The organism is Devosia sp. Soil_C_22 (assembly GCF_057657195.1).
On the sequence record NZ_JBDGIY010000001.1, the window covers coordinates 3,325,015 to 3,346,136 of the forward strand.

At 65.5% G+C, this 21,122-nt stretch carries 23 protein-coding genes; 8 read left to right on the plus strand and 15 right to left on the minus strand.

Features of this window, described 5'->3' with window-relative positions:
• Window positions 1–181: 181 nt before the first annotated feature.
• Window positions 182–556 carry a RidA family protein gene (locus tag AC3A6I_RS16090; protein WP_487545050.1) on the plus strand — a complete coding sequence of 125 codons (375 nt, stop codon included), beginning with the start codon at window positions 182–184 and terminating at the stop codon, window positions 554–556.
• A gap of 84 nt (window positions 557–640) precedes the next feature.
• On the opposite strand, the gene AC3A6I_RS16095 is transcribed toward AC3A6I_RS16090, so the two are convergent.
• From AC3A6I_RS16095 to AC3A6I_RS16105, 3 genes are all read right to left on the minus strand, one after another.
• Window positions 641–1,492, minus strand: a complete 852-nt coding sequence (locus AC3A6I_RS16095; protein WP_487544764.1) for a fumarylacetoacetate hydrolase family protein — start codon at window positions 1,490–1,492, stop codon at window positions 641–643.
• Window positions 1,493–1,756: 264 nt separating this feature from the next.
• A complete protein-coding gene (locus tag AC3A6I_RS16100; protein WP_487544765.1) occupies window positions 1,757–2,188 on the minus strand; it encodes an RbsD/FucU family protein in 432 nt (143 codons plus the stop codon).
• Window positions 2,189–2,319: 131 nt separating this feature from the next.
• Window positions 2,320–3,075, minus strand: coding sequence for a GntR family transcriptional regulator (locus AC3A6I_RS16105; protein ID WP_487544766.1), 756 nt, complete (start codon window positions 3,073–3,075; stop codon window positions 2,320–2,322).
• A 136-nt stretch (window positions 3,076–3,211) separates the two neighbouring features.
• Between AC3A6I_RS16105 and AC3A6I_RS16110 the strand changes: the two genes are divergently transcribed.
• From AC3A6I_RS16110 to AC3A6I_RS16125, 4 genes are all read left to right on the plus strand, one after another.
• Window positions 3,212–4,762, plus strand: a complete 1,551-nt coding sequence (locus AC3A6I_RS16110) for a UxaA family hydrolase (RefSeq protein WP_487544767.1) — start codon at window positions 3,212–3,214, stop codon at window positions 4,760–4,762.
• A complete protein-coding gene (locus tag AC3A6I_RS16115) occupies window positions 4,762–5,040 on the plus strand; it encodes an acylphosphatase (protein WP_487544768.1) in 279 nt (92 codons plus the stop codon). Before AC3A6I_RS16110 ends, AC3A6I_RS16115 begins: the two co-directional genes overlap by 1 nt.
• 265 nt (window positions 5,041–5,305) lie before the next feature.
• On the plus strand, window positions 5,306–5,692 hold the full coding sequence (rnk, locus tag AC3A6I_RS16120) for a nucleoside diphosphate kinase regulator (protein ID WP_487544769.1): 387 nt from the start codon (window positions 5,306–5,308) through the stop codon (window positions 5,690–5,692).
• Window positions 5,693–5,859: 167 nt separating this feature from the next.
• Complete coding sequence (locus tag AC3A6I_RS16125) at window positions 5,860–6,087, plus strand: hypothetical protein (protein ID WP_487544770.1); 228 nt, start codon at window positions 5,860–5,862, stop codon at window positions 6,085–6,087.
• On the opposite strand, the gene AC3A6I_RS16130 is transcribed toward AC3A6I_RS16125, so the two are convergent.
• Genes AC3A6I_RS16130 through AC3A6I_RS16140 form a run of 3 tightly spaced genes read right to left on the minus strand, consistent with a single transcriptional unit; the run spans window position 6,084 to window position 7,576 of the window.
• Window positions 6,084–6,377 (minus strand): type II toxin-antitoxin system RelE/ParE family toxin, encoded by a 294-nt coding sequence (locus AC3A6I_RS16130; RefSeq protein ID WP_487544771.1) that lies wholly within the window; start codon window positions 6,375–6,377, stop codon window positions 6,084–6,086. The genes AC3A6I_RS16125 and AC3A6I_RS16130 overlap by 4 nt on opposite strands.
• Entirely contained in the window at window positions 6,377–6,613 is a 237-nt protein-coding gene (locus tag AC3A6I_RS16135) for a type II toxin-antitoxin system ParD family antitoxin (protein WP_487544772.1), read from the minus strand. Before AC3A6I_RS16135 ends, AC3A6I_RS16130 begins: the two co-directional genes overlap by 1 nt.
• A 54-nt stretch (window positions 6,614–6,667) precedes the next feature.
• Window positions 6,668–7,576, minus strand: a complete 909-nt coding sequence (locus AC3A6I_RS16140; protein ID WP_487544774.1) for an SMP-30/gluconolactonase/LRE family protein — start codon at window positions 7,574–7,576, stop codon at window positions 6,668–6,670.
• Between the two features lie 119 nt (window positions 7,577–7,695).
• Between AC3A6I_RS16140 and AC3A6I_RS16145 the strand changes: the two genes are divergently transcribed.
• Complete coding sequence (locus tag AC3A6I_RS16145; protein ID WP_487544775.1) at window positions 7,696–9,168, plus strand: NAD-dependent succinate-semialdehyde dehydrogenase; 1,473 nt, start codon at window positions 7,696–7,698, stop codon at window positions 9,166–9,168.
• A gap of 25 nt (window positions 9,169–9,193) precedes the next feature.
• Here AC3A6I_RS16145 and AC3A6I_RS16150 read toward each other — a convergent pair whose 3' ends face one another.
• The 4 genes from AC3A6I_RS16150 to pncB form a co-directional block, all read right to left on the minus strand.
• Window positions 9,194–9,790: an alpha/beta hydrolase gene (locus tag AC3A6I_RS16150; protein ID WP_487544776.1), complete on the minus strand. Its 597-nt coding sequence runs from the start codon at window positions 9,788–9,790 to the stop codon at window positions 9,194–9,196.
• Window positions 9,790–10,734: a VOC family protein gene (locus AC3A6I_RS16155; RefSeq protein WP_487544777.1), complete on the minus strand. Its 945-nt coding sequence runs from the start codon at window positions 10,732–10,734 to the stop codon at window positions 9,790–9,792. Before AC3A6I_RS16155 ends, AC3A6I_RS16150 begins: the two co-directional genes overlap by 1 nt.
• A gap of 454 nt (window positions 10,735–11,188) precedes the next feature.
• Window positions 11,189–11,998, minus strand: a complete 810-nt coding sequence (locus tag AC3A6I_RS16160; RefSeq protein ID WP_487544778.1) for a hydroxypyruvate isomerase family protein — start codon at window positions 11,996–11,998, stop codon at window positions 11,189–11,191.
• Between the two features lie 22 nt (window positions 11,999–12,020).
• Window positions 12,021–13,328, minus strand: coding sequence for a nicotinate phosphoribosyltransferase (pncB, locus tag AC3A6I_RS16165; RefSeq protein WP_487544779.1), 1,308 nt, complete (start codon window positions 13,326–13,328; stop codon window positions 12,021–12,023).
• Between the two features lie 291 nt (window positions 13,329–13,619).
• On the opposite strand from pncB, the gene AC3A6I_RS16170 reads away from it, so the two are divergent.
• Window positions 13,620–14,771 carry a mandelate racemase/muconate lactonizing enzyme family protein gene (locus AC3A6I_RS16170; protein WP_487544780.1) on the plus strand — a complete coding sequence of 384 codons (1,152 nt, stop codon included), beginning with the start codon at window positions 13,620–13,622 and terminating at the stop codon, window positions 14,769–14,771.
• Between the two features lie 137 nt (window positions 14,772–14,908).
• On the plus strand, window positions 14,909–16,114 hold the full coding sequence (locus AC3A6I_RS16175; RefSeq protein WP_487544781.1) for an ROK family transcriptional regulator: 1,206 nt from the start codon (window positions 14,909–14,911) through the stop codon (window positions 16,112–16,114).
• On the opposite strand, the gene AC3A6I_RS16180 is transcribed toward AC3A6I_RS16175, so the two are convergent.
• The 5 genes from AC3A6I_RS16180 to ku form a co-directional block, all read right to left on the minus strand.
• The gene (locus AC3A6I_RS16180; RefSeq protein ID WP_487544782.1) at window positions 16,111–16,998 is read right to left on the minus strand and encodes a siderophore-interacting protein; all 888 of its coding nucleotides are present in this window, start codon (window positions 16,996–16,998) and stop codon (window positions 16,111–16,113) included. The two genes, AC3A6I_RS16175 and AC3A6I_RS16180, sit on opposite strands and share 4 nt — an antisense overlap.
• A 206-nt stretch (window positions 16,999–17,204) precedes the next feature.
• On the minus strand, window positions 17,205–17,978 hold the full coding sequence (xth, locus tag AC3A6I_RS16185) for an exodeoxyribonuclease III (protein WP_487544783.1): 774 nt from the start codon (window positions 17,976–17,978) through the stop codon (window positions 17,205–17,207).
• Complete coding sequence (locus AC3A6I_RS16190; RefSeq protein WP_487544784.1) at window positions 17,975–18,616, minus strand: alpha/beta hydrolase family protein; 642 nt, start codon at window positions 18,614–18,616, stop codon at window positions 17,975–17,977. The genes xth and AC3A6I_RS16190 overlap by 4 nt, the downstream gene beginning before the upstream one ends.
• A 175-nt stretch (window positions 18,617–18,791) precedes the next feature.
• Window positions 18,792–19,871, minus strand: a complete 1,080-nt coding sequence (locus tag AC3A6I_RS16195) for a tetratricopeptide repeat protein (protein ID WP_487544785.1) — start codon at window positions 19,869–19,871, stop codon at window positions 18,792–18,794.
• A gap of 343 nt (window positions 19,872–20,214) precedes the next feature.
• A complete protein-coding gene (ku, locus tag AC3A6I_RS16200) occupies window positions 20,215–21,120 on the minus strand; it encodes a non-homologous end joining protein Ku (protein WP_487544786.1) in 906 nt (301 codons plus the stop codon).
• Window positions 21,121–21,122 lie beyond the last annotated feature (2 nt).

Genomic DNA, 21,122 nt, shown 5'->3' on the forward strand with positions numbered 1-21,122 from the left:
GGGCGGCGATTTCCTTGGCCGGCGCGCTGCACCGGGAACGGGCGAGAGGGCCACTCTCAAGCGCGCCCTGTGTGGCTATTTGACGGAGGATCAATGAACTCCGTGTGAACGGGCGCTAGTATGCGCCGTCCCGACTCGGGGCCGCAACCGGAGTTATCTTATGCCACTGCCCATCCACCACATGATCGCCGCCGGGCCGCAGCCGGTGGCGCCGTTCAGCCATGCCGTCGAGGCGGATGGCTGGGTGTTCGTTACCGGGCAGATGCCGACCGATCCCGCCGCTCCCGATGCGCCGCTGCCCGAGGGCGTGGAGGCGCAGACACGGCGGGTGATCGAGAACCTGAAGATCGTGCTCGGCGGCATCGGGCTCGGGCTCGAGCACGTCACCATGGCGCGCATCTATCTCACCGCGTTCCAGCGCGACTATGCTGCGCTCAACGCGCTGTGGCCGAGCTTCTTCGAAGCGGGAAAGCTGCCGGCGCGGACGACGGTGGGGGTGACGGCGCTGGCCGTCGGGGCGCTGGTCGAGATCGATTTCGTGGCCCGGAGGCCGTAGGGCGGTTCTTGCGGCCGCTACCGCTGAACGACAAGGGCGCCGTCCTTCTGGACGACGCCCTTTTTCATTCGATGGCAGTCAGCCTCAGCCCTTGTAGGCGTAGGTGCGCTGCTGCTGCTCGCCGAGGCCTTCGATACCCAGGCGCATGGTCTGGTTCGGCTTCAGCCAGACGGGGTTCGGCTTGATGCCCATGCCGACGCCCGGCGGGGTGCCGGTGGTGATCACGTCGCCCGGCTGCAGGCTCATGAACTGGCTGAGATAGGCCACCAGATGGGCGACGCCGAAGATCATCGTCTTGGTCGAGCCGTCCTGGTAGCGGTGGCCGTCCACTTCGAGCCACATCTTCAGGTTCTGCGGGTCGGCGACTTCGTCCTTGGTGACGAGCCAGGGGCCGATCGGGCCGAAGGTGTCGGCCGACTTGCCCTTGGTCCACTGGCCGCCCCGCTCGGTCTGGAAATGGCGCTCGCTGAGGTCGTTCACGACGCAGTAGCCGGCGACGTAGTCGAGGGCGTCCTTCTCCTCGATATATTTGGCGGTCTTGCCGATGATGACGCCGAGCTCGACTTCCCAGTCGGGCTTCAGCGTGTTCTTGGGCAGCTCGACATCGTCGTTCGGCCCGATGATGGCGCTGGTCGCCTTCATGAACAGGATCGGCTCGCTTGGGATCGCGGCGCCGGTCTCGGCGGCGTGGTCGGCGTAGTTGAGGCCGATGCACATGAACTTGCCGACATTGCCGACACAGGGGCCGATGCGCGAGCCCTTGTCGAGCACGGGCAGGCTGCCATGGTCGGCGGCCTTGATCTTGCTCAGGCCTTCGGCCCCGATGGTGGCGCCGGTGATGTCGGGCACGACGCTGCTCAGGTCGCGATAGGTGCCGTCGGTGTGCAGGATGGCGGGCTTTTCAGCGCCCTTGGCGCCAACGCGCAGAAGCTTCATGGATGACTCCTCAAGTTTGGGCCGCACCTAAGCCAGCGGGCAAGGCCCCGTCGAGGCCAACTTAGGTCGAAACGGTTCGGAATGGGCGGTTTTTGGCCTATTCGGGACAGTTTTTGGACTACTACTGGTGGGGCAATTGGAACTCGGTGTCATTGCCGCGAAAGCGGGAATCTCCGTTTCGGTGCGTGAGGCAAAACAGAGGTCCCCGCTTTCGCGGGGATGACCCGGTGAAGAACTCACGCTCGAAGGAGCCGTTCCTTCGGCCTATTCGGGGCGGACCACGCCCTTTTTCAGCAGCACGTTGCCATAGAGCCGGCGCTCGCCGGTCTGCACCACGGCGTAGGCGCCGTGCACGCGCTCGTAGAAGGCGAAGCGCTCGAGCATGCTGAGCTTCATGCCGGGCTCGTGCTTCTTGACCAGCTTGTCGAACTCCTTGTGCGTCTGCTCGCGCTTTTTGGGATCGCCGACCACTTCCATGCCGAAGGCCTGGTCGTCGACGAAGGTGTCGAGCGGCATTAGGGTCAGAACGGCGTCGAGCACGTCGGTGGCGCTGACGCCATCGAGCCGCACCAGCTGCGGGCCGGCGCTGTCGGCCGGATAGTTGGCATCGACGATGGCGATCTCGTCCCCGTGCCCCATGGAGCGCAGGATGTGCAGTAGATCGGGGCTCAGGATGGGGGGGATGTTTTTGAGCATGATGATGGGTCCTCCAGAAATAGACAGTAGAAGGTAGAAATTAGAAGGTAGAAGGAAGGCAAGGGGCTGGCAGAAGCAGCGCGGCGCAGCCGTTCTAACTTCTAATTTCTAACTCCTACCTTCTTCCGCACCTATCCGAATGGAAACGCGGCGTAGGTCGGGTCGTCGCGGAGCTGGGTTCCGTCGGCGAAGAGTTCGGGGTGGGCGAGCGCGAACTCGATGAGTTCGGTGATCACCGAGTCGATATGGACGCGCATGGCGCCCGAGGCGGCAGCCGCATCGCCGGCGCTCAGCCCGTCGAGTATCTTCTGGTGCTCGCTGAGGGTGACGCTCAGCCGGCGCGGCGTCAGGATCAGCCGGCGGGCGCGGTCGAGATTGGCGCGGGTATTCTCGATCACTGCCTTCACCCGGGTGAAGCGCATGTCGCCGAAGATGATGTCGTGGAACTCGAGGTCGCGCTCGTGAAAGCCCTTGCGGTCGTCGATCTGCACCGCGGCACGCTGGTAGCTCATGTTGCGCTGCAGCGTGTCGATCAGCTCGTCGGAGTGGCTGCCGGTGACGACACGCACCGCCTCGGCCTCGAGCGCCTTGCGGATCAGCATATACTCGAGCACATCGGCGATGCGGACCAGCGACACGGTCGAGCCGCGCTGCGGCAGGATGTCGACGAGGCCCTCGGCCTGCAGCCGCGCCAACGCCTCCGAGACCGGGAAGCGCGACACGCCCAGCCGTTCGCAGAGTGCGCCCTTGTCGATTATCTCCCCCGGCGCGAGGTCGAGCCCGACAATGGCCTGGCGCAGCGTATCGGTGACGAACACCGTGACGTTGCCGCGCGTCGGCGCCGTGGGGGTAGACAGAAATGAGTAGGGACTTGCGTCGGGCTTCATGCTAACATGTTAGTTGGAGTGCCGGAGCAATTCAATCGCGTGCGCTTGCAGTTGACGCGGCGCCAGACCGCGCTACGACTGGCCACACGATCCCCAATCCGGCTCATTGCTGCCCCCAGGAACGAAGATTTCTCCAATGTCCGACGTGATGTCCCGCCCCGCGGCCAAGACGCTTCTACTCAACCCCAATGACAATGTCGCGGTGGCGCTCACCAACCTCGACGTCGGCACCGAAACCCAGCAGGGCGTCACGACCGTCCGGCGCGTGCCCAAGGGCCACAAGTTCACCGTGCGGGTGGTGGAGGCCAACGAGCCGATCGTCAAGTTCGGCCAGATCATCGGCTTTGCCAAGGACCGCATCGTGCCGGGCGACTGGGTGCATGAGCACAACGTCACCATCGGCGAGGATCATGGCGCGTTCGAGCGCGACTACGCCTTCTCGGAGGGCGTGCAGCCGGTCGATTTCTACACCGGCGCCGACCAGGCGACGTTCGAAGGGTTCAAGCGCTCCAACGGGCAGGTGGGCACGCGCAACTATGTCGGTGTGCTGACCTCGGTGAACTGCTCGACCACGGTCGCCGGCTTCATCGTGCGCGAGATCGAGCGCTCGGGCATTCTCGACGACTATCCCAATATCGATGGCGTGGTGGCGCTCAAGCAGGCCAATGGCTGCGTGATCGACTATCGCGGCGTGATCTTCGACACGCTGAAAAAGACCACCTGGGGTTATGCCACCAACCCCAACATGGGCGGCGTGATCATGGTCGGGCTCGGCTGCGAGGGTTTCCAGATCCCGCGCCTCAAGGAAGCCTATGGCGTCACCGAGAACGAGACGTTCCGGACCATGACCATCCAGGAAGTGGGCGGCACCAAGAAGACCGTCGAGGCGGGCGTCGAGGCGGTGAAGGCCATGCTGCCCATCGTCAACAAGTCGAAGCGCGAGACCGCTCCAGCGAGCGAGCTGATGCTGGCGCTGCAGTGCGGCGGTTCGGACGGCTATTCGGGCATCACCGCCAACCCGGCGCTCGGCGTCGCGGCCGATATCCTCGTCCGCCACGGCGGCACGGCGATCCTGTCCGAAACGCCCGAGATCTATGGCGCGGAGCATCTGCTCACGCGGCGTGCGAAGAACCGTGAAGTCGGCGAGAAGCTCATCGATATCATCCACTGGTGGGAAGATTATGCCGAGCGCAACAACATGGAAATGAACAACAACCCTTCGCCCGGCAACAAGCTTGGCGGACTCACGACTATTCTCGAAAAATCTCTGGGGGCGGCGGCAAAGGGCGGGACGAGCCCGCTCAATGCGGTTTATAATTATGCCGATCCAGTGACCGAGAAGGGATTCGTGTTCATGGACACGCCCGGCTACGATCCGGTTTCGGCCACCGGCCAGGTCGCCGGCGGGGCGAACGTCCTGTGCTTCACCACCGGGCGCGGCTCGGCCTATGGCTGCAAGCCGACCCCGTCGATCAAGATCGCCACCAACTCGGACATCTACCACAAGATGATCGACGACATGGACATCAATGGCGGCGAGGTCATCGAGGGCGGCTCGCTCGAACAGAAGGGCCAGGAGATCTTCGAGGAGATCCTCGCGGTGTCCTCGGGCAAGAAGACCAAGTCCGAGCTGCTCGGCTACGGCGACAACGAGTTCGTGCCCTGGCAGATCGGGGCCACCTTCTGATGCGGCGAAGCGTCCACGTTGTCATCAGTGGGCGCGTTCAAGGCGTGGGGTTCCGCGCATTCGTGGTTGGAGAGGCCGAGGCTCTCGGGCTCGACGGCTGGGTGCGGAACCGGCGCGACGGCACGGTGGAGGCGGTGTTCGCCGGCGACGAGCACGAAATCCAGCATATCCTCATGGAGCTCAATGCCGGCCCGCCGGCCGCGGCCGTTACCGACGTGCGGCCCGGCCCCTATGACGGGCCGATACCGCAGGGCTTCACATCGCTGCCGACCGCATGAATTTGACTTTGCCGGCCATGTGCCCATATTGGCGATCATGATCAGTATCGCGACCATCATCGTTGGTTTCGCCCCGCGCCGGGAATATCCGGTCGCAGGCTGATCTCCCCATGACCCGCGCCTGAGGCGCCGCCGGGTCTGGGGTAATCCCGACCCAGCGCGGCAAGCCCGCGCGTGTCGATCACCCGGCGCCACATCAAACACAGTCCCGAGCCGTCGCGGCCCATGAGGCCCGCCGACGGCTCGCATTCGAAAGGAATTCATCATGTCGTCGCTTCGTCGCTACGACCTCAGGCCCCGGATCGTCCTCACCGAGGAGGATCACCGCAAGCTCATCGGGCTGGCGCATGCCGGCACCGACGCCGCCGAGGACCTGCTGTACGAGATCGAGCGGGCCCGTGTCGTGCCCGCGCCGAAGCTCTCGTCCAGCGTCGTACGCATGGGCTCGACCGTGACCTATCGGGCCGATAGCGGCCTCGAGCGCACGGTGACGCTGGTCTATCCAGCCGATGCCGATATTGCCGAGGGCAAGATATCGGTGCTGACCCCGATCGGCACGGCGCTGATCGGGCTCGATGTCGGCCAGTCGATCACCTGGGAGGATCGCACCGGGCACAAGCACGTGCTCACGGTCGTGTCCGTCGCCGGCTGATTCGAGCCGGCATCGCTGCCCGGCTTCGGTGCGTCGCGAAAATCCCATGCACCTCAAACGGTTGGGCTGTCACAATTGTGCGGCCCAGCCGTCACACGGCCTCAGCAGGTTATGGTTAACAAATCCCTGCGGCCGGCCCGGGCCGCGCCAAGCCCGTGGAGGCTCGAATGGCCCAACTCCGTGCCCACGCTAGACTCTCGTCCGTCACCGGTATGCGCTCGACCACCGGCCAGGCGCTGGCGATCCGCTACGACCTCGGCTCCAACAGCATCGCCTTCGTCGAGGACGACTGGTTCGCCGACACGGTGCGCAGCACCAGCGTGCCGCCCCGCGCGGTGATCCGGCAGGCACTCGGCAGCAACGTAACGCGGCTGGTGCCGCGGCGGCGGGGTTAGCCGCCGAGCTGGCCCTCGACGTCCATCGCCTGATGCAGGATGCGGATCACCAGGATCTCATCGCCTTCGCGGCGGAAGTAGATCATGTGCGAACCGGCTGCACACTTCAGGTAGCCCATTCGGACAGCATCAGCTGAGCGCGCTGGTATCCGCCCGTGAGCGACGCCGAGAAGGCGTTCTTCAATGGCGCGGATGTAGCTCTCCGCCTGATCGGGACTCCACTGTTGTGCCGTGAAGTCCCAGATATTCTCCAGGTCGGCTTCAGCGGCGGGGCTGAGCCGATATCGCATCAGCATGCCTTCTTGCGCGCAATGAACGCGTCGAAGTCGAATGGCTTCGGCTCACCGCTGCGTTCGCCTTCGATCAAGGCCTGGCGCAACGCTTCCAGCTTTGCCTCGTGTTCTTCAAGCAGCCGCAAGCCAGCGCGGACGACCTCGCTACTCGAGCCATAACGGCCTTTTGCCACCTGTGAGTCAACGAAGTCGTTCAACTGGTCACCCAGTACGATCGATGTTGCTTTGGCCATGCTGCACCTCCGATACCAATAGATAGTATCAGATAGTAGCGAGGCGAGCGACCCTTAAGGCCGCCGCGCGCCGTTCACCGCCAGGTAAATGCTGTGCAGGCTCTGCGTGGCGCAGATGAACAGCCGGTTACGCCTTGCGCCGCCGAACTCGACATTGGCCACCGTGTCCGGCGTCAGGATCTTGCCGAGCAGCACGCCTGACGAATTGAAGCAGTGGACGCCGTCGCCGGCTGAGGTCCAGACATTGCCGCGGTCATCGAGGCGGAAGCCGTCGGGCAGGCCGGTATCGGTCTCACAGAACACGCGACCCTTGCTCACCGTGTTGTCGGCGTTGACGTCGAAGGCGCGGATGTGGCGCGGGAACTCGGTGCCGTGGCTGTAGCCACTATCGGCGACATAGAGGATCGACTCGTCGGCCGAGAAGGCGATGCCGTTGGGGCGGACGAAATCGTCGACCACCACCTTGAGCTCACCGGTCGCCGGATCGAGGCAGAAGACGTAGCAGCCTTCCTGCTCGAACTCGCCCTTGTAGCCCTCGTAGTCCGACAGGATGCCGTAGCCGGGATCGGTGAACCAGATCGTGCCGTCCGACTTCACCACCAGGTCGTTGGGCGCATTGAGCTTCTTGCCGCGATAGCTGTCGGCGAGCACGGTGATGGTGCCGTCGAGCTCGGTGCGCACCACGTTGCGGCCGCCATGCGAGCAACTGACCAGCCGGCCCTCGCGGTCGCGGGTATTGCCGTTGATGTAGTTGGAGCCGTGGCGGAACACCGAGGCGCCGCCATCGGGTGTCCAGCGCATCAGGCGGTTGTTGGGAATGTCGGACCAGACGAGCTGGTTGGCGTCGCCGAACCAGCACGGCCCCTCCGCCCAGCGACAATCGCTGTAGAGCGTTTCGAGCTTGGCCGAGCCCTGCAGCAGGCTGCCGAATTCCTTCTCGTGATGCTGGTAGATACCGGCCATGATTGCCCCCCTAAGGTTTGTTGTTGGCGCGCATCCAATCGCAAGAATTGGAGCGCGGCAAGGCCACTTGCGTTGTAGCCCGGTGGAGCCCAAAGCTTTCTGCCCCAAGGAGATTTCCGATGCCGATAACCGATGCGCTGAACGCCCACCTTCGGGACAAGAGCCTGCTCAAGGCCGCAGCCTATGTCGGCGGGCGCTGGCTCGAGACGGCAGAGAATGGCGAGAGTTTCGAGGTCACCAACCCCTCGACCGGCGAAGTGCTGGCGGTGCTGCCCAATTGCGGGGTGGCCGAGGCCAAGCTCGCGATCACCGCGGCGGAAACGGCGCAGGCGGTGTGGGCGGCAAAGACCGGCAAGGCGCGCGCCGCGGTGCTGCGCAAGCTCTATGACCTGATGGTCGAGAATGCCGACGACCTCGCCGCCATCATGACGGCCGAGCAGGGCAAGCCCGTGCCCGAGGCCAGGGGCGAGGTGCTGTACGGGGCGAGCTATATCGAGTGGTTCGGCGAGGAGGCGAAGCGCGTCTATGGCGACACCATTCCCGGCCACCAGGAAGACAAGCGCATCATCGTCATCAAGCAGCCGGTGGGCGTTGTCGCGACGATCACGCCGTGGAATTTCCCCAACGCCATGCTGGCCCGCAAGATGGCGCCGGCGCTCGCCGCCGGTTGCGCGGTGGTGAGCAAGCCCGCGGCCGAGACGCCGCTCTCGGCCATTGCGATTGCGGTGCTGGCCGAGCGCGCCGGGCTCCCCGGCGGGCTGTTCAACCTGTTGCCGTCGACGCATTCGTCCGATCTCGGCAAGGAGTTCTGCAGCAACGATGTGGTGAAAAAGCTCAGCTTCACCGGCTCCACCGAGGTCGGCCGCATCCTGATGCGGCAGGGGGCGGACCAGATCAAGCGGTTGGGGCTCGAGCTCGGCGGCAACGCGCCGTTCATCGTGTTCGACGATGCCGACCTCGATGCGGCGGTGGAAGGCGCGATGGTGTCGAAATACCGAAATAATGGGCAGACCTGCGTATGCGCCAACCGCATCTATGTGCAGGCCGGCGTGTATGAAGAATTCGCCGAAAAGCTGAAAAAGTCCGTCGAAAGTCTGCGCTTGGGCGATGGATTTCTGCCAGGCGTCACCACCGGCCCGCTGATCGACGAGAAAGCGGTCGAAAAGGTCGAGCGGCACCTGACCGACGCGCTGCGCAAGGGCGGGAAGCTCCTGACTGGCGGCAAGCGCAAGACGGGGCTGTTCTTCGAGCCGACCGTACTCGCCGATGCGACGTCCGACATGATACTGGCGCGCGAGGAGACGTTCGGCCCGGTGGCGCCGCTGTTCCGGTTCGAGACGGTGGAGGAGGTGGTCGGGCTCGCCAACGCCACGGAGTTCGGGCTGGCGTCATACTTCTACGCGCGCGACCTGAGCCGGGTGTTCCGCGTGGCCGAGGCGCTCGACTACGGCATGGTCGGGATCAACACCGGGCTGATCTCCACTGAGGTCGCGCCCTTCGGCGGCGTGAAGCAGTCCGGGCACGGGCGCGAGGGGTCGAAATACGGGATCGAGGACTATCTCGACATCAAGTATCTGTGCCTGAGCGCGTGAGGCCGCCTTGTCGGCGGCCCCGTTTTCACGCGCTCAGCCAGTCCCGTACCGCGAGCAGTTCCTCGCGCCGGATCTCGTGGCCGCCCTCGTGCCAGAACACGGTGACGTCCGCGCCCTGCTCCTTGAGGTAAGCCGCCAGCAGCTCGGCCGAATGCACCGGCGCGATCGGGTCGCGGCGGCCGGCGGTGATAATCACGCGCCTGCCTTTCAGGCCCGGCTGCGGGTCGGGCGTGAACGGGATCAGCGGATGCATCAGCACCGCGGTGTCGAACTGCTCGGGCGCCGTGAACAGCACCGAGGCAAGGATGTTGGCCCCGTTAGAATAACCCAGCCCGACCGACTTGCCGGCCGTGCCACGCTGCGCGCCGACAAAGCCGGCGAGCTTGGTGGTCGCGCGGGCGAGATCGGCCATATCGTAGCGGCCCTCGCCGACGCGCTTGAAGTAGCGCAGCGCGTCGCCTTCCGACACGTCGCCGCGCACGCCGATCCGGCGGGCGCCGGGCAGGAGCTCAGCCGCGAGATCGGTGAACTGGTGCTCGTCGCCGCCGGTGCCGTGGAACAGGAAGAAGGCCGGCGCGTCGGGTGACGCGCCGGGATAATCGACGAACTGGTAATCGGCCATTACGCAGGCTCCTTCTCATCGAGCGGCTGCAGCGTCTGCTCCAGCGTCGAGCGCAGATGCTCGTGCTGGGTGGGAAGCTTCAGCGCTTCGCCCAGGTGGGCGGTGTCTTCGTCCCGATCGAAGCCGGGCTCATTGGTGGCGATCTCGAACAGCACGCCACCGGGGGTGCGGAAGTAGATGGCCCAGAAGTAATCGCGATCGATCACCGGCGTCACCTGGTAGCCCGTATCGAGCAGCGCCTTGCGCACCTCGAGCTGGGTCGCGCGGTTGTCGACCGCGAAGGCCACATGGTGCACCGAACCGGCGCCGAGACCGGCAAAGCCGACGCTGGGCAGCGCCTGGATATCGACGAGGTCAGCGCCATTGCCGCCCGGCCGGATCAGCCGCTTGATGCCGTCGCGGCTCTCGAAGTTCTCGTAGCCCATGTACTTGAGCAGCTCCTCGGTGGCGCCACCGTCCCGCAGCCGCAGCGACACCGAGTGGAAGCCGCGGATGGCGTTCTCGGCGTCGACGCCGTTGCCGGTCCAGGGCAGGCGCGCGTCGCCATCGACCTCGACCAGCGCCATGTCGTCGCCCTCGGGCGCGCGGAAACCCAGGCGGTTCTGGCCAAAGCTCTCGGAACGCTCGAGATTGCCGGCACCGTCGGCAGCGAGCCGGTCTTCCCAGTATCTCAGCGAGCCCTTGGGCACCGAGAATACGGTCTGGCCAACCTCGCCGGTGCCGGGCTTGCCCCGCGCGATGTGCGGGAACGGGAAATGCGTCATCACCGTGCCGGGCGTGCCGACCTCGTCACCATAATAGAGGTGATAGACATCGGGCGCGTCGAAGTTGACGGTCTGCTTCACCCGGCGGAGGCCGAGCGTCCGGGTGAAGAAGCGATTATTCTCGGCGGCATCGCGCGCCATCGAGGTGACGTGGTGCAGTCCTTTGATCTGAGTGAGCATGGCATTGTCTCCGAAATCCTGCGGCGCCCTCGCCGCGTTTCGACGACAAATATATGTCACTCCGGGTTGGACAAAAGCCTGCGCTCGGGCACAGATCGTTCGATACTGTCGATCAATGATAACGGCCGGGGCGCAGAACCTGCTGCTGCCGGCGGTGAGAGGAGCTGGGCGTTGCGGCATCATCTCGTGGCGCGGGTTGCGCGAGGAATAGGTGCGCGCGCGGGGGAAGATGGAGGGGTGTGCGGAGGCGGTGGCTTCCACTAACCCCCTCTCTGCTGCGACTAACTCGCTGCGCTCGTAAGTCTCGCGTCTCCCCCGCCAAGGGGGAGAGGGGGCGTTGCTGCAGGACTCGACGGCTGTGGAAGGCTTCTCCCCCTTGGCGGGGGAGAAAGCGAAAACTTGGATCTTAGCGCAGCTAAGTCCTCAGTTTTCGCAAGAGAGGGGGTCCTGCCCCCTACACGCTCTCGCGGAACTTCAGCGTTTCCACCGTCGCGCCGCCCGGCTTGTACTCGAGCCCGACCAGGCCGTCATAGCCCTGGGCGGAGAGCCAGTGCAGGCGCTCGGCATAGTCGAGGCGGCCGGTGCCGGGGGCGCCGCGGCCGGGGGTGTCGGCGAGGTGGACGTGGACGACGCGGTCGAGCCGGCCCTTCAGAAGCTCGATCTCCTCGCCCATCACGGCGGCATGGTAGATGTCGTAGAGCAACCGCACTTCGGGACGGCCGACTTCATCGATGATGTCGAGGCCCTCCTCGGTCGAGGTGAGATAGTAGCCGGGATGATCGACGCGGTCGTTCAGCGGCTCGAGCCCGAGCGTCACGCCCGAGCCCTCGACCAGCTTGGCGGCTTCCTTCAGCACCTTGACGATGGCGGCGTGCTGAGCAATGCGCGCGACGCCCTGCTGGTGGTCGCCGGCCTGCGCGATGATCACCTTGGCGCCGAGCCGCTGGGCGGCGGCCACCGAAGCCTTCACGCCCTCGAGGAAGAACTGGTGCGCCTCGGGATTGCCGAGCGGTGCGATGGGCTCGCACAGGATCCCGGCGAGCGGCAGCCCGGTCTCGTCGAGCGCCGCCTTGACCGCATCGAGATCCTTGTTCGACCAGTGCCAGAACTCCACGGCATCGAGGCCCGCTGCCTTCGCAGCGCGGATGCGATCGGGAAAGGCAGCCTTGACCGTCGCCGGGTTGGAACCCTCGGCGGTGCCGGGCAGGCCGGGCAGGCCGTTAGCGTCGGCGAACAGCCATTCGATGCAGGCGGAATAACGCATTAGTCCTCGGATCGTAGAATAGTCAGACAGTAACCTTGTGCGACACGCGTCCCTTGTCGCCGAAGATGCGGATGTAGCGCTGGATTTCCTTGGCATCACCGGTGGCCTTCTCCGGGTTGTCGGAGAGTTTTACCGCCGGATGGCCGTTGGCCGCGCTGACCTTGCAGACCAGCGAGATCGGATCGAGCTGCGGGTTGGGGAATGGCGAGACGCCGGCAAAGTCGTTGGTGAGGTTGGTGCCCCAGCCGAAGGCCATGCGCACCCGACCGGAGAAATGGTGGTAGGCTTCCTCGATCATGTCGACGTCGAGCCCGTCCGAGAAGATCAGCAGTTTCTCGCGCGGATCGCGACCGCGCTCCTTCCACCAGTCGATGATCTTCTCGCCGCCCTCGATGGCCGGGGCGCTGTCGGGGCGGAAGCCCTTCCAGTCCGCCACCCAGTCGGGCGCATCGCGCAGGAACGCGTCGGTGCCGAAGGCGTCGGGGAGGACGATCAGCAGGTTCCCGCCATAATAGCTCTCCCAGTCCTGCAGCACCTGGTAGGGCGCGTATTTGAGCGCATCTTCGTTTGGAGCAATGGCGGCCAGCACCATGGGCAACTCATGCGCATTGGTGCCAAGCGCCTCGAGGTCGTTGTCCATGGCGAGCAGCACGTTGGAGGTCCCGGTGAACACCTGCGTGCCCAGCCCCTCCTTCAGCGCCTCGACGCACCAGCGCTGCCACAGGAACGAGTGGCGGCGGCGGGTGCCGAAATCGGAGATGCGCAGCTCCGGCAGCTTTTTCAGCCGCTCGACCTTCTCCCACATCCTCGCCTTCGCCCGGGCATAGGTGACATCGAGCGTGAACGGACCATAGCCCTTGAGCGCGGCGCGGCTACGCAGCTCGTTGATGATGGCAAGCGCCGGGATTTCCCACATGGTGGTTTCGAGCCAGCGGCCGTGGAACTCCAGCACATACTGGCCGTCGCGCTTTTCGAGATGGTAGTCGGGCAGCCGGAAGCCCTCGAGCCAGCGCAGGAACTCGGGCGAGAAGATCTGCTTGGAGCCATAGAAGCTGTTGCCGGCGAGCCAGATCATCTCCTTCTTGCCGAAGCGCAGCGAGCGCACGTGATCGAGCTGGGCCCGCAGTTCGCCCTCGTCGATCTCGTCGGCGAGGCGCACCGAGGTCTTGCGGTTGATCAGCGAGAAGGTCGCGTCGACCTTGGGGTAGAGACCCCAGATCATCTGCAGCATCAACAGCTTGTAGAAGTCCGTATCGAGCAGCGAGCGCACGATCGGATCGAGCTTCCAGGTGTGGTTGTAGACCCGCCGGGCAATATCGGTCTTGGGCATCGGCTTCCTCGGAAAACTCGCCGGATTCCCCTACCCGCTACTGTCATAAAAGGGAAGAGCGTTGCATCGGCGGTTTACGATGGAACCGATCTCGGAGGTCGGAAGTCGAAGGTCGAAAGTCGTATTTGGAGAGTTCGGAGCGCCCTGCCGTGGCACGCTTTGAGCTTTCCGACCTTCGACTTCCGACCTCCGACTTCCACCCTCCGCCCCTCGTCGCATTGACTCCACCCTGCCAATCAGGGCCCCCTCCCCCATCAGCGGGGAGAAACCCGCCTCGAGGGAGAGTTTTTCGTGAAGATCACCGCCATCATCCCCTATGCCGTCTGGGTGGGCACGCGTAACCAGCTGGTCGTCAAGATCGAGACCGACGACGGTGTGTTCGGCTGGGGCGAGAGCGGGCTGTCGGGCCGCGAGAAGGCGGTGGTCGGCGCAATCGAGCATTTCCGCGAATTCCTCATCGGCAAGGATCCGTTCCAGATCGGCCGCATCTGGCAGGAGCTTTACCGCAGCCAGTATTTCGAGGGCGGCCGCGTGCTGCTCGCGGCGCAATCGGCCATCGACATCGCGCTGCACGACATCAAGGGCAAGGCGCTGGGCGTGCCGGTCTACGAACTGCTCGGCGGCAAGCAGCGCGACGTGATCCCGACCTTTGCCACCACTTCGGCCCCTCCGGGCCCCGAGATGATCGAACAGGCCAAGATGCTGATCGCCGCCGGCTGGAACGCCATGCGGCTGTCGCCGGCCGATCACCGCGGCAGCAATGTCTACGAGCCGCGCGCCTCGATCGCCGGGACCGCGCCGTGGATGGTGAAAGCCCGCGAGGAGCTGGGCGAGGAAGTGGTGCTCGGCATCGACTATCACCACCGCCTGTCGGTGGCCGAGGCGGCGAGCTTCTGCCAGAAAATGCCGTCGGGCACGCTCGACTTCCTCGAGGAGCCGATCCGCGACGAGACCCCCGAGGCCTACGAGTCGCTGCGCAAACTCACCGACATCCCCTTCGCCATCGGCGAGGAGTTTGCATCCAAGTGGCAGTTCCTGCCCTACATCGAACGCGGCATCCATCAGTTCAACCGTATCGACGTGTGCAATGTCGGCGGACTGACCGAGTCGATGAAGGTCGCAGGCTGGTCCGAGGCGCATTATGTCGACCTGATGCCGCACAATCCGCTCGGGCCGATCTGCACGGCAGCGACCGTGCATTTCTCGGCCGCCGTCGCCAATTTCTCCTGGCTCGAGACCCGCTCCAGCCCGGCCGAAGCGCTCGGCTTCGACAATACCGAGTTCTTCCCGGTCCAGCCGCGGCTGGAAGGCGCCGTCTACAAGGTCAGCGACGCCCCGGGCCTCGGCATCGAGGTCAATGAGGAGCTGATCCGCAAACAGAGTTTCAAGTTCTGGGAAGCTCCGCACCTGCAACGCCGCGACGGCTCGGTGACCAACTGGTAGCATCCTAACGGGTTGACGGGACTGTATTATCGCCCAAATATGATCTCCGGACGCAGGAATCGGTCCCGGGCCGCCGCTGTCAGCCCGGGACGGAGTGTTATCGCGTCTGGTGCATGTGGGGCGCGAGGACAGAACTGGTGGCGGATTTCTTTGAACCCGCGGAACGCGGCGTGCAGCACGCAAGCCTGCGCGCGGCCAATCGCCGCGCGGTGCTGACGGCGATCACCTTCAACGCCGGCATTTCCAACGCCGAAGTCTCCCGCCGCACCGGCCTCGCCCCGCAGACCGCGTCGGCCATTGTCAGCGAACTCGAGGAAGAGGGCCTGGTCACCCGCGGCGAAGTGCTGCGCGGCCGCCGCGGCCAGCCGGCGACGCCGCTGTTTCTCGACTACGACGGCGCCTTCGGCATCGGCTGCGAGATTTCGTGGCGCCACATTGACATCGTTCTCATCAACATGGGCAGCCAGGAGATCGCACGCTACCGCCGCGATTTCGCCTGGCCCGATGCCAGCACGATCGTCGCCGAAGCGGCCGCGGCGATTGCCGACCTGGCCGACAGGCTCCCCGCCGGCAGGCGGGACCGGCTGGCCGGCATCGGCCTGGCCTCGCCCACCCATGTCGACCAGCTGGTGGTGCGCGCCGGCGCGCCGGCCGAGCAGGCGGCGCTGTGGCGCGTGCTCGACCTGCGCCAGGCGCTCGAGCAGGCAACCGGCCTGCCGACCAGCTGGTTCAACGACGGCAATGCGGCCTGCTTTGCCGAGATGGTGATGTCGCCGCCGCCGCGGCCGCCCAACCTCGTGCACCTGTTCGTTTCCACCTTCCTCGGCGCCGGCATCACGTCCGAGCATGCCCTGTGGGAAGGGCCGACGGGCAACGCGGCCAATCTCGGCACCATGCTGGTCAACGGCCATGGCAGCGAGCGCCACACCGCCGCCGACATCGCCTCGGCCGAGGGACTGGGCCGGCGTCTCGAGGCAGCGGGCGTCGCCCTGCCGATCGGCACCAATCCCGCAGACTGGCCCTGGGCCGAGTGGGAACCGCATGTCGCGGCCTGGATCGACGACGCCGGCGCGGCGCTGGCCGAAGTGCTGTTCAACACTGGAGCCGTGCTGGAATTCGATTGCGTGATCATCGACGGCACCTTCCCGCACGAGATCGTCGAGCGACTGGCGCAGGCAGCGGACCGGGGGTTGATTGCGCTCGGCCGCTTCTACCCGCGGCATCCGGATATCGTCGCCGGCAAGCTCGGCGTTCGCGCCATCCCGCTCGGCGCCGCGCAGTTGCAGCTGTTCCGCAAATTCCTGTCGCGCGACCTCGGCGACATGCTGGGCGAGTCGGCCTAGAGCCCGTATTTCTCCATCATCGCCTCGACCTCGTCGGCGACTTCCTCCTGGTCGCGGCCGGAGACCCACAGGTCGTCGATCTGCTGACGAAGCTTGGGATCGAGCGCCTCCCAGCCGGCGTTCCAGGCCTCGACATTGGCGGTCCAGTAGCCGGTGACCGAGTATTTGTCCGGTCCCCAGCCCAGCTCGTGGCGCAGATACTTGCGGATCGGCCGCACGCCCTTCGATTCCGCAGCGACCCACACGTAGGTCTGACGATTGGTCGGGAAGCTGACGGTGCGCACCACTTCCTCGAGCCGGCTCGGTGCGATGCCGTTGCCGGCCCCATGCAGCCAGACGATCTTGAGATCGGCCGCCGTCTCGAACTGCTGCTCGTGGCTCGCATCGGGCACTTCGACGATGGCGCGTGCCTCGGTGCCGGCCGGAAGGCCCTCGAGCAGCCGGCCCAGCGCCGGCAACCCGGTCGCATCGCACACGAACAGCACCCAGTTGGTATCGGCGGGGGCCTCGTAGATGCCGTAGGGCTGGCGTACCGAGATGGTGTCGCCCGGCTTTGCCGCCTGCGCCCATTCGCTGGCGCGGCCGTGGTCATGGATGACGAAATCGAGGTCGATCTCGCCGGGGCGGAAATAGCGGATGGTGTAGCACTCGCAATGCGCGGGCTTCTTGCCTTCGGGGTATTTCCACTGCCCCTTCTCGTTCACTTCGGGCAGGACCAGCTCGCCGGTTTGAGGATCGGGGAAGAACAGCCGCACATACTCGTCGCCGACGCCGGTGCTCTCGAGCGTGCTCAGGCCTTCGCCGCTCAGCGTGACCCGCACCATGCCGGGCGTCACCATCTTGCGGGCGAGAACCGTACCGGTGAACAGCCTGAGCGGCGCCATGGATGAACCTTCCTGCGAGACAACGCAGGTGGGCTACTAATTATGATGTAAGTAGTCAACTTAAAGGTGGGTGCGGTGTCTCCGGGCGCAAGGCTATCGCCTCCCTCCCCCTTGCGGGGAGGGACAGAGGGTGGGGGTGATCCGGTGATCGCCGACGGACCCCCACCCCCATCCCCTCCCCTCAAGGGGGAGGGGGGCGCCCGGGCCTAAACATCCAGCTCGATCCACACCGGGGCGTGGTCCGAAGCCCCGTCTTCGCCGCGCACGGCCTTGTCGACGCCGCCGGCCTTGAGTTTGCGCGCCAGCTTTTTCGACAGCAGGAAATGGTCGAGCCTCAGGCCCGCATCGCGCTCCCAGCGATTCCGCATGTAGTCCCAGAACGTGTAGATCGTCTCGTCCGGGTAGAGCTTTCGCAGCGCGTCGGTCCAGCCCTGCTCCACGAGGCGCCGGAACTGCTCGCGCGGGGCCGGTTGCACCAGCGCGTTGTCGCGGTACGAGGTGGTGACGTAGATGTCGCGCGGCTCGGGCACGATGTTGTAGTCGCCGGCGAGGACGATGGGCAGGCCGCTGTCGGCGAGCTCGGCGGCATGTGCGATCAGCCGCTCGCCCCAGCTGAGCTTGTAGTCGAATTTCGGCCCCGGCTGCGGATTGCCGTTCGGCGCATAGAGACAGCCGATGACGACACCATTGACGGCCGCCTCGATATAGCGCGCCTGCCTGTCGTCCGGATCGCCCGGCAGCTCGTCGGCCGTCAGCACCGGCTCGGTGCCGCGGGCGAGGATGGCGACGCCGTTCCAGCTCGCTTCGCCGCGCCACACCGCGCCATAGCCGGCATTCGCCAGTGCCGTGACCGGGAACTGCAGGTCGCGCGCCTTCAGCTCCTGCAGGCAGACCGCGTCGGGCCGGGCGACCTTCAGCCAGGCCAGCAGGTTGTCGAGCCGGCGGTTGACGTTGTTGATGTTGAAGCTGGCGATCTTCACGGCGTGATACGGGAGACGAAATCCTTCACGCTGTCGGCCAGCGTCTTGAGGTGATCGGCGGTCAAAAAGCCGGAGATCGCCTTGCGCGGCTTGAGGTCGTGGTCGCCGTCCTCGAGCCACTTCATTTCGATCTGCGGCGACAGGCCGTAGGTCGCGACCTCATCGGGTACGCCGAACTCGTCGCGGGTGCCCTGCACGATCAGCGCCGGGCATTTCAGGTCGATCAGGTGCTTGGTGCGCAACTGCGTCGGCCGCCCCGGCGGATGGAAGGGATAGCCGAGACAGACGAGGCCGGCGATGCGGCGGGCGTCGTACTCGGCATCCGCGATCATCGATGCGACGCGCCCGCCCATCGACTTGCCGCCGATCAGCAGCGGCCCGTTGGTGGGGCCGAGATCGTCGATGGCCGCGACGTATTCGGGCATCACCGTCTCGGCCTTCGGCGGCGGCTTGCGCACGCCGGTGCGGCGGCCGGCCATATAGCCGAACTCGAAGCGCACGACGCGGAAACCGGCGGCAGCCAGCGCCTTGGCGGTGGCATTCATCGAAGCCGAATCCATCGGGGCGCCGGCGCCATGGGCGAGGAGGATGGTGGTCTCCGCATCCTCGGAGCCGTCGAACAGGAAATCGGTTGGCATGCTTGCACCCCCACGCACGATGACACTTGTACCCACCGGGTCATCCCCGCGAAAAGCGGGGACCTCCGTTTGCGGCCGTGAGGACGGCACCAAAACAGAGGTTCCCGCTTTCGCGGGAATGACTCCGTGGGAGTAGCAACCTCGGGGGTGCGGACGCCCCCGCCCGCAGTCGCCATCACCCCGCCGATCGCCTCAGTTGCGTGTCGGCGTAAGCGATACCGCGCGCGGCGGTACGGGCCCAGTCCGAATCCTGGTCGAGTTCGAGATAGCGCACCCACCAGCGCCGCGCCTCGGCGAGGTCGCCGGCGTCGTATTCCAGCGTCGCGAGGTTGTAGACCGCGTCGGCATAGTCGGGGTCGATCTCGATGGCGCGCTTGAGGTGCTCGCGCGCCAGCGCGATCTTGCCCTCCTCGCGCAACAGGCCGGCATAGTTGAACCACGCTTCGACGAGATCCGGGTCGCGCTTGATCGCCATCATATAGGCCGCGGCGGCGTCGGAATTGTCCTGCGCGGCCTTGAGGCAGTTGGCGCGATTATAGGCGGCGATCGAGTCGTTCGGGTCGATGGCAAGGCAATGGCCGTAGAGCACCGCGGCTTCGGCGAACAGGCCATTGGCTTCGGCCGCCTCGGCCAGCTCGAAATACTGCTCGGATTCGTCCTCGACCGGCGCGAGCGGCAAGAGGCGCTGGCCATCGAGCTCGGCCGGCTGGTCGCCGATCAGCACGTGGATGCGCTTGGGCCCACCCGGATGCAGCGACAATGCCGTCAGCGACTGCACCGGGCCGGAGCGATGCACTGAGCGCGCGATGGCGCCCCAGGTGGCGCCGCCGGCGAGGAGCCCGGCATACTTGCGGGAGAGGATCAGGTCTCGGAACGAGAATGGCTCGGCGTGGTGCTCGAAGGCATCGAACAGGACGAGCAGGTCGAAGGCGCGCGCGTCGAGCTTCGATTGATCGAGCAGCGACTGTCGGGTGAGATTGGACTGCTCGGGAGCGGAGAGCAGGCCGAGGAGGCGCAGGAAGCCATTCTCGCTGATCAGCCTGGCATCGCTCGCGCGCAGGTCGGCGACCTTGGCCTCGATCTCGGCATCCGACAGCTTGTCGAGCAGCGTGCGGCCGAGCACGACCGTGCCGGTGTGGCGCGTCAGGCCGCGCCGCAGCCGGCTGCCCTTGGTCGAGAGCGCCCGCGCCGCCAGCCGTCGCGGGAAGGCGCTGAGCGCTCCCACGATACCGATGGTGCTGTCCGGTTTCCGCATCAGGCGATTCTACGGGTGATGGGGGTGATTTGCTAGGGGAGTGTGGACACGGTGGTCACCACAACCCCGGTGTCATTCCTGCGAAAGCAGGAATCCAACTCACCGCCAACGCGGGCTGCGGAATGGATCCCTGCTTTCGCAGGGATGACAGCCGGTGGGTGGGCAAGATGCCTCGTACTGCTCGGGGCTCTCACATCCCCACCGGGTCACCCCGGCGCAGGCCGGGCCCATCTTGAGATGGCTTGGACGATCCGGGATGACAGCGACTACCTCAGGATGGATCCCGGCCTGCGCCGGGATGACATCGGGTATTGGGCGAGCTGCATGCCTACCATTGGCATCTCTAAGCCTTCTTCCGCGCCGCCGGCTTGCCGGCCACGGCCTTCGACGCCTCGACCGCTTCCTTCAACGTCGGCTTTTTCGCCGCGGGCTTGGCTGCTGCCGGTTCCGCCTTGGCCTTGCTCGGGGCGGCGGGCTTGGCGGTGCCGAGGCTGGCTTTCAGCGCATCCATGAGGTTGATGACGTTGCCGCGCTCCGGGGCGGCGGCGATGATCGGCTTGTGGCCCTTGAGCTTCTCGCGGATCATGTTCATCAGCGCCACTTCGTAGCGGTCTTCGTAGTCCTTCGGGTCGAAGGGCTTGACCTTCTGCTCGATCAGCTTTTCGGCGAGCTGGAGCATCTCCTCGTCGGCCTTCACGTCGGGGATGTTGCCAAAATATTCGGAGGTGCCGCGCACTTCGTTCGGGTTGCGCAGGGTGGTGACGAACATGCCGTTCTCGCGCGCGCCAATCGTGATCACGCGCTCGCGGCTCGACATGACGAGGCGCGCGATGGCGAGCTTGCCGGAGCGGCGCATCGCCTCGCGCAGCACGGCGAAGGTCTCCTCGGCCATGGCGCCGTCGGGGGCGAGATAATAGGGGGCGTCCTGGTAGATGACATCGACCTCGTCCTCGTCGACGAAGGCCTCGATATTCATGGTGTGGCTGGATTCGATCCGCACCGCGTCGAGGTCGCTCTCGTCGATGATGACGTATTGCTTGTCCTCGTACTCGTAGCCCTTGACGAGATCGGAGCGCTCGACGAGACCCAGTTCGGGATCCACCGGCTTCATGTTGATCCGGTTATGCGTGTCCTTGTGGAGCTGGTTGAACGTGATGCGCTCCGAAGCCGAGGTGGCCGGGAACATCTTCACCGGACAGCTCACGAGGCTGAGCTTGATATAGCCCTTCCAGCTTGCCCTTGGTGCCACTC